We start from the raw sequence: 13,202 nt of genomic DNA, 5'->3' as shown, positions 1-13,202 counted from the left end.
AACACTAATGTGCTTGACTGTTATTCAGTTTGGCAAGATTGATCGCGGACGCCGTTTTTGCCGTCATTGTCCGTTTCATCCGTACCGTATTGGTTGCCGTCGCCGTCTGTCTCGCCGGTGCCGTTTTGGTTACCGTCCTGATTGGCTTGCGTACCAGTTCCGTCGCATGTTCCGCTTTTCTCGCGGGCACGTTTCATGGTTGCCTCTTCATTGCCTTGTTTTTTTGCGCCTTCATTTGTGCATTCGCCTGACTTGATCTGCTCTTGGGTCATAGTGCCGTTCTGGGCTGCCGTGTCGCTCGCTGCCAATACTGGTGCGGCCCCTCCAACAAATAAGCCTGCAACGGAAAGGATAGTCATGATTCTTGTCTTGTTCATTTTTGTTTCCCCCTGGAATGTTTTTTTGTTATTTCTTACTGACCTAAGAATAATCAAAAAGTATGGCAGAAGCGTGTTTTTTATGGCACATTTGTATGGTATTATCGGGGTGACAACATAATCTTGCCATATTTTTAAAGTATGATTTCCCCGAGGAGGGATTCCGATGGTAAAGCTATTGATTGCGGATGATAATAAACAGATAACAGCTATCCTGAAGGAGTATTCAGAAAAGGATGGCTACGAGGCGGTCGTCGCCTATGATGGCGAACAGGCGCTGCAGGAATTCGGGAAAGACAAATTCGATCTGATTCTGTTGGATGTGATGATGCCGAAAAAGGATGGCTTCGAAGTGTGCAGGGAAATCCGGAAAGTTTCCTCGGTCCCCATCATCATGGTGACCGCCAGAGGGGAAGATTTTGAACGGATCATGGGCTTGGATATCGGAGCGGACGACTACATCGTCAAGCCATTTTCGCCGGGTGAAGTGATGGCGCGCATCCGGGCAATCCTGCGGCGGTTGGATCAGACACCGGACAATAAGGACCATCATAAACTTTACGTCCATGAAGATCTGGAGATCCGATTGGACGAATTCATCGTAAAGGTCGCTGGGCACCAAGTCCATCTCACGAAAAAAGAGATCGAGTTGCTTTGGATTTTGGCAACGAACAAGAACAAGGTGTTCAGCCGCGACAATTTATTGGACAGCGTTTGGGGCTACGATTATTTCGGCGATAATCGGACGGTCGACTCGCACATCAAACGGCTGCGGGCAAAGGTCGATCAAATTCCCCATCCGTCGTGGGATATTAAAACCGTTTGGGGCATCGGCTATAAGTTTGAGGTGAATCCGGATGAAGTATAAGATCACCCGCAAGCTAGTCCTCTATTTCACTTCCGTCATCCTGCTGTTTTCCTTGGTTGTCGGAGGGGCCTTCCGGTTGCTGTTCACCCGGCATACCGAAGAGATTTATCGGGCGGATATGCAGGAACGGGCTGAGGCGATCGCGGCCGGCGTAGCCGATTATCTGGAAGACGGGAGTCCCGCTTTAGATGAGGTTGCGCTCACTGCCAAGGGCAATGCCATCGGAAAGCAAACAGGAAATAATGCTCTGCTCGCGCAAAGTGGTGCCACGGGTACGACCGGGCGCAACAATGTGAACGGATACAACGCCTATATCACGGCCATTCAGGATATCGCGATGGGCGAGGTGTGGATTGTCGATCAATCCGCGGAGACGATCAGTGTCGGGACCGGCAAAAAAGAGATCACTTACGCCGAACTCCCAGGCGCTGCGCTGGCGCTTGTCGACGAGGTATTCGAAGGGGAAGTCGCCTTCAGCGAAGGATTCAGCCCGTTATTGGAGGATACCTCCATCACGGTCGGGGCACCGGTGCTCTCCTCAGAAGGGGAGGTCATCGCTGCGGTCCTATTGCACGACTATATCGCAAACATGCAGACTGCCGTGCGGTCGGGATTTTCGACTTTGGGGATCAGTTTGGCTTTGGCTTTGATTGCCGCGGTCGGGATAGCGGTCCTGTTGGCGAAACGGTTCATCCAGCCGCTGAAGAGGATGGAAGAAACGACACAGCAGTTGGCGGATAACCATTACGAAGCCCATACGGGGATCATCCAGAATGATGAAATGGGTTCGCTTGCTGCCAACATCGATATTCTGGCGGACAAGTTGGCTGAAGCTGCGCAAGAGAGCGCCAAACTGGATAAGATGCGGAAGGATTTCATCACGAGTATTTCCCATGAATTGCGCACGCCGGTCACGGTCATCCGCGGCTCTCTGGAGGCATTGAACGATCATGTGGTCGAGGATCCCTCCAAAATCGATGAATACCACCAGCAGATGCTGACCGAAAGCATCCATCTGGAGCGGATGATCAACGACCTGTTGGAACTGTCGCGGCTGCAGAACCCGGACTATCAAATGGAAATGAGCTCCTTGAATTTTGTGGATGTCGTGGAGAATGCCATCCGTTCCGTGCGCTATATCGCAAGGGAAAAGGGTATTACGCTGACTTTCTCGAAAGAGCCGCTTTCGTTCATGTTGATGGGGGATTATACCCGGCTGCGGCAGATGCTGCTTGCCGTGATGGAAAATGCCGTCAAATTTTCAGCCGAAAAGAGCGAAATCCGGATCACGTTGACTTCCTTGGGTGAAGGCTGCCGATTAGCTGTCAGCGACAACGGGCAGGGGATTCCTGAAAAGGATCAACCGTACATCTTTGAAAAGTTCTTCAAATCAAACGAAGAAAGCAACAAGCAGGGCACCGGTCTGGGTTTGGCTGTCGCCAAGCAGATAGCTGATCGACACGGCATCGCTTTGTCGGTCGAAAGCACACCGGGAAAAGGTTCCACCTTCCTTTTTGATCTGAACCAATAAAAAAATCAGCTGCAGTGTTTAACGCTCTGCAGCTGATTTTTTTGTTTTTTTTCTAGTATATGTTCTATGAGTCCAGTAGTGTTTGTGGCAAGATAAACGTACATACTTGCCACAAACAGAAAGAGAGTATTATGATTATGAGCTACTATTCGGCCAATGCGCAAATGAATTTGATATATAAAATCTATTTATAGGTAATACTTGCCGTTTTTACTCAGGTTAGAATTCAGGTAACATAGTATACTAATTTCAAGTTGAAAAAGTATGAATCATTCAGGATTACAATCCGATTTTTTTTGATTTATTAGTACACCACAATTTTTTCTATATTAAACTCATGGAGGCGATTTTAGATTATGTTCAAGAAAAATATATTATTAGGGGTGCTCTCTCTCATTGCTTACTTCAAACACTATAGTTCCCTTGTCTGTAGTGGCTGCGGCAGAAATAGAACCTTCCCGCTCGTTAGTAACAAATAGCACTTCGATTTTAGAAAAAATAAATAGTAATTATACGCCCACAAGTACTTTGGAAAAAGATTTTAATACTGTAGAAGAGAATTATATTATTTCTTCTGAGGATTTAGCAGCTCTAAATGCTCAATTGTTTCCAACTCAACCAGGCAAATTCTCCACGATGTATGTTGGAGGAGATTACCCCAAAAGCACAGTCAGAGTATTATCGGGAAAGGTAAACCTCTCAACAGTTTCAGCTTTAGCTGCATTTCTCGTTACTAAAGGTAATTTGAAGTATGCTGCTGCCATAGAAGTTGCTAACATTGTATTTGGTACAAACCTCCCCTCTGTTTATTACACTGTAAACCAAACAACTTGGAGGACGAACGGTATAACTTATGTTGAAGTGAAGACCACAGTCTGGAAATACAGCAACTTTACTGGATATATTGGTCAGGGGATATCTTTAAAAACCTATTCAGATAACGGAATGGATTGATAATATTGAAAAGAAAATTTAATCGCTTCTATGGGCTTATATTTATAAGCTTAATTCTTTGTGAGTATGCTGATACACCTTACATCCGCTGGGTACAATACCTTTTAGGAGCAGTATTTTTAGGATTACTGATTTTGGAAATATTCTATACAAAGAAAAGAGAAAATAGGATTAAAATAGATTCCATCATCATTCTCGCTATTTTTTTAATCTTAGCTTTTGTTTTTGGAATCAAGTAACTCAACTTTACTACATTTGAACGAAATAAGGTCTACCTCTCGCGATCACTGTCATTAACTTAAGTGATTTAACAATTGTAAAAAAGGGGAAATTAAATTATTTAGGAGAGTGGCACACTCATCCTAATATCTCTCCTATACCTAGTCCGAAAGACAAGAGGTGTTCGTGTAGTATATCCCTTACTTCATTCAATAACATTCTGTTACGACACCAAAAGGGAGCAAATAACTGAATTACCAAAGCTGGACATCGCTGGAAGAGCTATAGCAACAAAAATATAAAACTTTATAAAGAGGCAGATTTGAGGTTTAAACATCATGAATTTTTATAAGAAATTTTATCAGAAACATCCGTATCTTAATGTCCTAATAATATATTCTATAGCAAGTCTAATAGGAATTGCTATAGAATATATTATTAATAGAGATTTCATTGGTTCTGGATTCTATACAGCATCATTTTTGACGCTGCTTGAGTTGTTAAGAGTTAGACGTGAACGGAATAAACTTAAATCAAAAGAAAAGTTTCAATACGATGTAGATGGAGAAAAAGATTAGATAGTTAAAAAATAAGAAGGGGCAAACAGAAATATTTGTTTGTTCCTTCTTATTTTTTTAACATGAATTCCCAGAATCTATAATGAAGAGGGATAACGGCCTTGTGTAACTCCTTCTGCTTCATCGTAACCTTTCCCAACGCGCTAACTTCGGACGAAAATTTCATTATTCTCAATTTGATATAATCGTTCAGCGCGGGCAGTAATAATCGTAATCGCATTAGTTAAAAATATTGAAATCTGTTCTATGTACTCTATCTTCTTTTCTTCTGGAAGTTTACTAAGCCTTGAATAACTATACGATGGAAAAAATTCCTTCGATGGTGCAAGTGTGACAATAAAGGCCATTCCTTCATGTGATCTGAAACTTCGTACATCAGTTAGCATTATTGTAGGCGAACATTGATAATGCCCAATTCAATCGCTTTAATTACTGATTCAACAACAGTACTCGTTTGTAGTTTCTCACTTACAGAATACATGTGATTTCGAACGGTCCTTTCCGAAATTCCCAGTTCAGATGCAACCGCGGTTTGTTTAACTCCTTGAGAGATCAGTTGTAAAATTTCTTTTTCTCTGTCTGTTAAAAGGATTCGCCCTTTAGCCTTAAATTCAGGGAAAATTTTCTTGTTTTCAAATTGAATGATTTTCAGATTATCCACTAAATCATCTGCTTCGATGTGCTTATCAAAAAAACCATGAGCACCAATCTTAAAAGCTCTCTCCTTATATTCTATCAGGCTAAAGCCTGACAAAAAAACCAGTTTTACCGGGTATTTTTGTAGTATTAGGCTCCCGATTTCTAGTCCGTTGTATTCGCCCATGTGAATATCCATTAAGATGATGGATGGCATGTAGGAATCTACAACTTCGAGGGCTTTCTTTGGATCAGATAGGTAAAAAAAATCTGATATTTCAGAATAACTTTTGAGCGATATCTCCAGACTTCTTCCGATTAAGTGATGATCGTCAATTAACAGTATTCTCATAAGGCTTCACCTTTTTCAAAAGGAATGTTTATTTCTATGATGGTTCCAGAGTTAACTGTTTCCATTGGAGAAATCTCAAAAGATCCATTTAACCACTTTAAATCATTTTTTATAGAAAGAAGTCCGATATGTTCTTTCCCCTTAAATAAATTTTTTTCAATTTTAAAGTAATCATGTATTCCTTTTCCATTATCTTCAATGACTATTGATAGAATATTTTTTTTATTGAGTATTTTGGTTATTCCATAAGTAGCTTGTGAGTGTTTCCCAATATTTTCGTTGAGCTCTTTAATGACTCTATATACAGGAGCTACTAAGTGTTTGGGTAGTTCCCCATTTAACTGATAAATCAATAAATACTCAATTTCAGGATACTTGTGATTGAAATCTTCTATTAGAATTTGAATGTTTTCCTCAAAACTTAAATAATATAATGTAGATGGCGAAATATTAAAAACTTCATCTCGTATAGATCGAATTAATTTTGAAAACTCTATGCGTACTAAGGATTCTATTTCATCATCTCCATGAAGATTTGAGACAAGGGTATGTAATCCGATAACGGACTGTAGGACGCTATCGTGCAAGTAATGCGTATATTTTGTTTTTTCTTTTTCAAGATTATTGAATAGTTTTGCTTGTAGTAATTCGGTTGTTCCTAGTGATGAATCAATATATTTTTGCTGGTTAGTATGCATTTTCCTGATAGTCGTAATAATCCCTTCGTATTGATGAAGGATATCTTCTATATGATCTAAATCAACCGAATAGTCTGTTTTTTCTATAAAGACAAATAACTTTTCGTGAAATCTTGAAACGGATAAATAATGGTAAGTGTTTCCACGTATAGTTACTTCTTGCTTTGAAGAGAGCGACGAAAAGAGTTCTTTTTTTATTGCTCGAGAAATTCTGTTTCCGGACTGACAGAGTACAAATCTTTGATTGTTCGATTGCATCATAACTAATATTGTCGAACTTTTTGTTTCACCTTTCAATCGATTCAGCAGTAAATTGGACACGCTATTCATAAAATTAGAGTACGTAACCTGATTCAGGAGTTCTATTTTTTCATTATTCAACTCTTCAATATTTTTTTCGGCTCTCATTTTTTTAAAGTGCTGAATAAATTGAATCAAAAAGTGAGAGAGATAACAAAAGAAATAAAAAAGCAGCGTGATTATCAGTTTGTTTTGCAAAGAAACTTCCAACCAACTGATGATTATAAAAAAACAAAAGCTTAAAATATTGATTGCCATATTCAAAATAAGGTTATCCGGTAACGAAATCGTCTTCATATAACTCAAGATACAGGCAATGCACGTCGGAAATACCAAAACTAATAAAGCTGTCCTCGGATCGCCCAATACGCCAGACGAAAAGACCGCTGGCAAAGAATAACTAACGATGAATGGAATAAAGGCCAACAGAACAGAAAAACTTAAAAATTTAAAACTTAATGAACTAAAGAACAGTTTACGTTCCTTATATATAGTTATATAGCTTGTAGTGGTTGAAATAGATAACAGTAACAGCAAGGTGAATTCCGGATAAATTTTGAGAATAAAAGAAAAAAACGAATAAATTGAACTACCTGTTAAAATTAACATACTTATTTTAAATAGTTTTCTATTTTCTGATTGAATAAATGAATATAGAAATAAATAAAGCGAAACTGGGCAAAGACACAAAAGCAATAACCCAGTAAAATTAAGCCAAGGGACGTTAGAGTAAATAAACAAGAACATCAAAGCCATAATCGTAGTTAAATTATAAAACCTGGATGAGGAAGGATAGTCGGGTATATTTAAATAAATAAAACTGCCTAACGAAAAAATATAGGCGCCAATAAAGAGATAAATAAAATCCGTTTGTTCCATTGCGGTTAGGTAATAAAACATATAGGTCAGTATAATAAGCCAAGGCATTGTAACGCTAGCTATTTTCATTATTTTCAAATCCATGTTACTCCTTTAAATAGCTCTTTAATAAGGTGAAAACTTCTACAGAAATGTTAGAATTATTCTTTAGAATTTGAAAAGCTTCTTCAAAGTAAAGCGAGGCAGCTCTTAAACAATATTCAACCGCACCGCATTCTTCCATATAAAATGCTAAGAAAGCTAGAGAATCCTCATCAGTTATTTGATGCTCAATAATAGTGAGAAACCTTTTATCGGTGTGTATCCTTGCGTATTCAAGGGCCTTTATGAAGGGAAGCGTTTCCTTGAATAAAACCAAATCCGACTTGCTCGTGTCCATGCAGTCTAGCGCATCGTTTTGCAGTTGAAAGGCAGTAGAGAGATTTTGTGCACAGTCTTTCCAAATAAGTTCATTATCAGGACAAGCAAGGTAGAAGACCAGTTGAACTAAAGGAGTAGATTTCTGTAGCATTTTAGAAAAATAAACTTCTGCAGAGGAATCTTCTGAAAGTGTTGAATAAAAATCGAAACGCTCTCCGTTTATTGATTCTGTAAGAAAAAATAATATTTTAGAGGTATCGAGATAGTTTTTGTTGAGTTCACAAAGCTCTCCTATACTTATAAAAAGTAGAGACATAGCAGTAATGAGCAACTCATTTTTTGGCAAAGTAATCACACTGTCCCCGTCTAAAATATCATCAAGGTAATCACACAAAATAAAAAGAATATCCAGTCTGACCGCAATCTGATTCTTTGTTGGAAGGGACTGTAGTTTATTTTGATCCAAAGAAAGAAACAAATAAACTTTCCCTAACGACAATCTGTCCGTATTTTTTTTGACAACTCCATTTCCACGAGATCCACAAAGGAAGAAGAAAAATTCTTCTTAAATTCTGATAAGTAGGCAGTTAAAGCTACACCATATTCCTCTTCAATTTTATAAGTTCCCATATTCTTGTATATCAATTTTTCGAACCCAGTTGTTTTCACCATTCAACGAGAAGGATACATTTCCGTTTTTCCTGATATCAAACAATGGATTCTTTCTCTTTAACAGTATCTCCTCCTCAATTTTTTTCAACTTCTCTTCGATTACTTTATCCATACAGCCGCTCCTTTTTTTCATTTTACGTTCAGTATGTAGTCTTCCAATAAATATTCTATCTTTTCAAAGATGAGTATGTCCATGAATACATAGGGGGTTGCCGGTTTTACTCATACCTCTCGATATAGGAATCATTTAAACTGACTTTAGGAACATGGGCTTTCTGAAGTCTTTTTAATGTCAATTTGAAACGGAGGTATTGGTTCATGTAAATGTCATAACACCATTATTTTTCTGTGAAGATAAAGCCGAGAAAAATGTTGGTTGCTGCTTAACAAACTAAAAGCATTAAGGAGGAGGCTCACTGCACTTTTTTGAACCTTCAGCTGTTATTATAGCACTTTTTTTACAGAATAATGTGTGAGTATCTCAATAAAATTATATATTAAGAATGGACTCCGACTCCCGGGATAAAATCCAACAACAAATCAAGAAAGGAAGGCACTTATATGAAAATTTCAGAGGTAATGCTTTTTTTCGCATTGCTAGCTACTTTTTTTCTGATTTATTTGGACTTTCAAGTTAATAGACTTGATTATCGATTAATATTAGTATGCATTTGTTTGATAGTCACGCTGATCATCAATCGAAATAGTATCACTACAAGTTTAATGGCTCTGATGATGATTGTTTTACTGTCCAGGCTGCAGTTTAACTTAATCGCATTTATGGTACTTACGATATTCTTTGGAACATACTACTTTTTAAAAAATGAAAGCTAATCCATGCGGCTGACCTTGAAATCAGTATTGGTAACTGTCATCAACCAAATATCAAAATATATCAATGAAAAGGTGTGTAATCTTAAATGAAGACAAAAGACAAACAGGGTTATCTTAAAAAGGCTAAAAATTGGAATATGGTTTTATTAGTTTTAAAAGCTCTGGGGCTGCTCACATCAATTTTAGGGCTGCGGGGAATTTTAAATCCTGACAAAGCGCTCTACACAGAAGACGTTTACGGATCTTCAGCCACGCAATTATATGAACAAGCAAATAGTATCGGAACAAAAGCTTATGCCGTTATCGGCGTCATCTTCTCGATTGCAATCCTGATCATGCTCATATCTGCACATAAAAAGCTGAAAGAAGGCGTCGCGACCGCAAAAACGCCTTACTACCTCCATTTATTTTGGATCGTAACCGGGATCATCTATTCCTTGCTGTTCACTCCCAAAATAGAAATTCAAGGATTTACCGAATTTGCCAGCATGATCTCGATCGTAAGTATTGGTCTACAAGCGCTTGTTTCCCTACCAGCGATTTTGTCCATAATCTACCTATTTAAAGCCGAAACAGAGGCGTAAGAAATGAAGAGAAACAAGGCAAAGGAAGAACAAACGAATAAAAAAGGCTTTAAAATGAAACCACTGTCCAAAAAGAAGCGCATAATCTTTAGTGCCGTATGGGGAGTGATCGCCATTTTAGCGATCAGTACGGCATTTTTTTTCAAACAAAAACAGCAGCAGGAACCTGCAGTGGCTTCCTATGACGCGGTAACGATAAAAAAAGCCGATGATTTAATTTTTAACGGATCCGTCTCGGCTCAAAATGTTGAGGAATTCTATTTTGATCAGACAAAGGGTCAGGTTTCCGATATTTTAGTATCCAATAATCAAGAAATCAGTGCAGACACGGTAGTCTTGGTCTATCAAAACGAAACCGTACAAGATCAAATAACGGAACAGCAACAAACGCTCGACAAACTAACTTTAGCGGTGAACAATGCACAAGAAAATCTAGACAACACGTATGCAAAAAAACAAAATATTCAAAATAGTTTGAATGAAGCATTAAGTAAATTCAATAATGCAGATGCCGATTCAATGGAAGGGCAAGTCATTCGCCAAGAAGAACAAGCTAAAATGGATCAGTATAAAGAAGCTATCTCTTCCCAGGAAGAAGTCATCTCACAAGCCCAGCAAGCACTAGATTCCGCAAATTTAGATTTATCCACTTCCACTCAAAATATCGAACTTGCCAAGAATAAAATTACAACAAATGTAGCAGCAACAACTGACGGAACCGCCATTGTGGAACCGAAAGGGAAAACAAATGCGAGTGTTCCCGTTATTAAAATTTTAGGCAAAGACACAATCATAAAAGCATTAGTTTCCGAGTATGATTACAGACACTTAGCAACAGATCAAGCTGTGGAAATCAAATTGCTGAACAGTAATAAAAAAATTGCAGGTACGATTACAGAAGTCAGTATATTGCCGGAGTCTACGGCTACTGAGGGGACTGCAACTGCACAATCTAATGTGGCAAATTATTCCTTCAAAGTAAAACCATCAGAAAATTTACAATATGGGTATAGTTGCCAAATTTATGTACCCGTTAATGAACTGCGTATACCCGAAAAGGCAATCTTGAACGAAGAGGATAAGCAGTATGTTTTTGTCTATTCCAAAGGAACTGTCAAAAAACAGCCAATCCTGTCAGAAAATAGAGACGGTGTTTTTGTTGTCACAGAGGGATTAAAAGAAAAGGATCGAATTATTTCCAATCCGTCCCAAGATTTAAAAGACGGCCAAGAAGTGATGGTGAATTAGATGATCAGTTTGGTTAATGTGAATAAATACTATAAGAACGATGAAGAAAGCCTGCATGTCCTAAAAAATATTAATCTGGCGATTGCTCCAGGTGAAATGATTGCCATTATGGGCCCATCTGGCTCGGGTAAATCAACCTTAATCAATTTACTGGGATTCATCGATAAACAATTCGAAGGACAGTACTTATTTGAGGGAAAGGCTTTATTGACTTCATCGGATGAAATCCTCTCAAAAATTCGAAATCAAACCGTAGGTTTTGTGTTTCAAAATTTTAGCTTGATCGAAAATAATACTGTTTTTGAAAATGTTGAATTGCCCTTGCTTTACAATGGCTATAAATTTCATCAAACAGAAGAAAAGGTTAGGGCTGTTTTAAAAAAGGTGGGCCTATCCGATAAAGCGGATAAACACCTGAAACAGTTATCTGGTGGTCAACAGCAGCTCGTGGCAATTGCCAGAGCGTTGATTAACCAGCCTAAATTCCTCATCGCGGATGAACCGACAGGGGCATTGGACTCCCATACTTCTGAGGAAATTATGAAGTTGTTTGTGGATTTGAATACCCAAGATCAGGTTACGATTATTCTCGTTACACATAACCCTGATATGGTCCCTTATTGTTCAAGGTTAATAAGTATTCGCGATGGCGAGATTATTGAAGACAAGGCGTTACGCCAATGAATGTATACGTTAATTGGCGAACCGCTACTAAAGCAATCTTAAAAAACAGAAAACGAAGCCTGTTAACGATATTTGGCATTGTGATTGGTATTGCCTCCGTCATCACTATTTTATCAATCGGCCGCGGATTTGAGAAAGAAACGTTAAAGAATTTAACCAATGGTGAATCGGATGAAGTGAACATACAAGTAAATTATGCCCCAAGTAACGATAGTCTGAGCTACAGCAGTTTGGATTATTTCACTGATGTGGACATTGCAACCGTAAAGCAAGTTGAGGGAGTGAAATCCGCAAATTACCCTGACCCCGATTATTCGAACATTTATAAAGGCATTTACATCAAAGGCAAAAAACAAAATAAACAGGTTTCTTTAATAAATGATCTGGGTAAGGAGCCCATTATCGGACGCCAGCTGACCGCATATGAAAATGAAACGTTGGATAAAGTAGCTATGATAGATTCCGTTACCGCAGAAGAGATGTATGGAAGTGCTGAAAACGCATTGGATCGTGGCATTGAATTAGATGGCCATTTATTCAAAATAATCGGGATTTATCAAGGCACGGAGTCAGAAAGCCTATTTTCGATGCCAGAAAGCAACATTCAAGTTCCCCAAAAAACTTATCTGCACTATTTCAATGATACAACTGAAAAATCTTCCTTGACCGTAACCTTAGAAAAAGGGGTGTCTCCTAGTTCCGTGACAACGGATGTGATTGAACAACTCAAGGAAAAGGGCGCAATGAAAGCCTTTGGTGAGTATCAAGTATTCGACACCGCCTTATTAACTGACGGGATCAGTAAAATCCTCCGCACGATCACCGTATTTATTTCAGCGGTTGCCGGAATATCACTATTTATTGCAGGTGTAGGTGTAATGAATATGATGTATATTTCTGTCTCAGAAAGGACAAAGGAAATTGGGATTCGACGTGCGCTAGGAGCGACCCAAAATTCCATTCGGATGCAATTTCTTTTGGAGGGAGTCACACTGACCTTGTTTGGAGGGGTTGTGGGCTATATTGTAGGCATAAGTTTGGCATATATCATTGGATCTATCATTGATATTCCAATTTCGATTGAATTTTCAACTGTTTTTTTAGCAATAAGTGTATCGACTGGGATCGGTTTAATTTTTTCTGTCATGCCTGCTTCAGCAGCAGCTAAAAAAGACCTGATTGAAACATTAAGATAATCCAAGAGGTGCCATTTTAGGTGACACTGAATATTTGGAGGTATGACGTATGAAAAAATCACTTTATACAATCGTTAATTTCATATTTGGGATAGTGTTCATTTCATTAGTTTTTATTTTTTTCTTAGATTTCTCCGAAAACGTAAGTAAGAATACTTATGTTTTCGGAGGAATATTATTGATGTTGGGAATAGTGTTTAATTGGTATATGTTTATTAGGATAGTCAAAAAA

General features: G+C 38.4%; 14 protein-coding genes. 9 read left to right on the top strand and 5 right to left on the bottom strand.

What is annotated here, in order from left to right; all coding sequences use genetic code 11:
• Positions 1–20: 20 nt before the first annotated feature.
• Positions 21–377, bottom strand: a complete 357-nt coding sequence (locus BLV66_RS11305) for a hypothetical protein (protein ID WP_086986266.1) — start codon at positions 375–377, stop codon at positions 21–23.
• Positions 378–543: 166 nt separating this feature from the next.
• On the opposite strand from BLV66_RS11305, the gene BLV66_RS11300 reads away from it, so the two are divergent.
• From BLV66_RS11300 to BLV66_RS11275, 5 genes are all read left to right on the top strand, one after another.
• Entirely contained in the window at positions 544–1,245 is a 702-nt protein-coding gene (locus tag BLV66_RS11300) for a response regulator transcription factor (protein ID WP_086986265.1), read from the top strand.
• Entirely contained in the window at positions 1,235–2,776 is a 1,542-nt protein-coding gene (locus BLV66_RS11295; protein WP_086986264.1) for a sensor histidine kinase, read from the top strand. The genes BLV66_RS11300 and BLV66_RS11295 overlap by 11 nt, the downstream gene beginning before the upstream one ends.
• A 396-nt stretch (positions 2,777–3,172) precedes the next feature.
• Positions 3,173–3,730: a hypothetical protein gene (locus BLV66_RS11290; protein ID WP_086986263.1), complete on the top strand. Its 558-nt coding sequence runs from the start codon at positions 3,173–3,175 to the stop codon at positions 3,728–3,730.
• 283 nt (positions 3,731–4,013) lie between these two features.
• Positions 4,014–4,202 (top strand): Mov34/MPN/PAD-1 family protein, encoded by a 189-nt coding sequence (locus tag BLV66_RS15905; protein WP_086986925.1) that lies wholly within the window; start codon positions 4,014–4,016, stop codon positions 4,200–4,202.
• 85 nt (positions 4,203–4,287) lie between these two features.
• Positions 4,288–4,527, top strand: a complete 240-nt coding sequence (locus tag BLV66_RS11275; RefSeq protein WP_086986261.1) for a hypothetical protein — start codon at positions 4,288–4,290, stop codon at positions 4,525–4,527.
• 385 nt (positions 4,528–4,912) lie between these two features.
• On the opposite strand, the gene BLV66_RS11270 is transcribed toward BLV66_RS11275, so the two are convergent.
• The 4 genes from BLV66_RS11270 to BLV66_RS15605 all read right to left on the bottom strand — a co-directional run bounded on the left by BLV66_RS11270 (position 4,913) and on the right by BLV66_RS15605 (position 8,536).
• Positions 4,913–5,515 (bottom strand): response regulator transcription factor, encoded by a 603-nt coding sequence (locus tag BLV66_RS11270; RefSeq protein ID WP_086986260.1) that lies wholly within the window; start codon positions 5,513–5,515, stop codon positions 4,913–4,915.
• Positions 5,512–7,470 carry a sensor histidine kinase gene (locus tag BLV66_RS11265; RefSeq protein WP_143033131.1) on the bottom strand — a complete coding sequence of 653 codons (1,959 nt, stop codon included), beginning with the start codon at positions 7,468–7,470 and terminating at the stop codon, positions 5,512–5,514. The genes BLV66_RS11270 and BLV66_RS11265 overlap by 4 nt, the downstream gene beginning before the upstream one ends.
• A 7-nt stretch (positions 7,471–7,477) precedes the next feature.
• A complete protein-coding gene (locus BLV66_RS11260) occupies positions 7,478–8,230 on the bottom strand; it encodes a polyprenyl synthetase family protein (RefSeq protein WP_086986258.1) in 753 nt (250 codons plus the stop codon).
• A gap of 138 nt (positions 8,231–8,368) precedes the next feature.
• Positions 8,369–8,536 carry a hypothetical protein gene (locus BLV66_RS15605; RefSeq protein ID WP_176974246.1) on the bottom strand — a complete coding sequence of 56 codons (168 nt, stop codon included), beginning with the start codon at positions 8,534–8,536 and terminating at the stop codon, positions 8,369–8,371.
• Between the two features lie 808 nt (positions 8,537–9,344).
• Between BLV66_RS15605 and BLV66_RS11250 the strand changes: the two genes are divergently transcribed.
• The 4 genes from BLV66_RS11250 to BLV66_RS11235 are packed head-to-tail and all read left to right on the top strand — an operon-like array spanning position 9,345 to position 12,970.
• Positions 9,345–9,842 (top strand): hypothetical protein, encoded by a 498-nt coding sequence (locus tag BLV66_RS11250; RefSeq protein ID WP_086986256.1) that lies wholly within the window; start codon positions 9,345–9,347, stop codon positions 9,840–9,842.
• A 3-nt stretch (positions 9,843–9,845) separates the two neighbouring features.
• On the top strand, positions 9,846–11,090 hold the full coding sequence (locus tag BLV66_RS11245; RefSeq protein ID WP_086986255.1) for an efflux RND transporter periplasmic adaptor subunit: 1,245 nt from the start codon (positions 9,846–9,848) through the stop codon (positions 11,088–11,090).
• Positions 11,091–11,774 (top strand): ABC transporter ATP-binding protein, encoded by a 684-nt coding sequence (locus BLV66_RS11240; protein WP_086986254.1) that lies wholly within the window; start codon positions 11,091–11,093, stop codon positions 11,772–11,774. It abuts the gene before it with no gap.
• Positions 11,771–12,970 carry an ABC transporter permease gene (locus BLV66_RS11235; protein WP_086986253.1) on the top strand — a complete coding sequence of 400 codons (1,200 nt, stop codon included), beginning with the start codon at positions 11,771–11,773 and terminating at the stop codon, positions 12,968–12,970. The genes BLV66_RS11240 and BLV66_RS11235 overlap by 4 nt, the downstream gene beginning before the upstream one ends.
• Positions 12,971–13,202: the final 232 nt, after the last annotated feature.

Source organism: Trichococcus collinsii, assembly GCF_900107505.1.
In the GTDB taxonomy this organism is placed as follows: Bacteria; Bacillota; Bacilli; order Lactobacillales; family Aerococcaceae; genus Trichococcus; species Trichococcus collinsii.
Note: the sequence above shows the minus strand (reverse complement) of the source record. Positions and strands in the feature narration are given on the sequence as shown.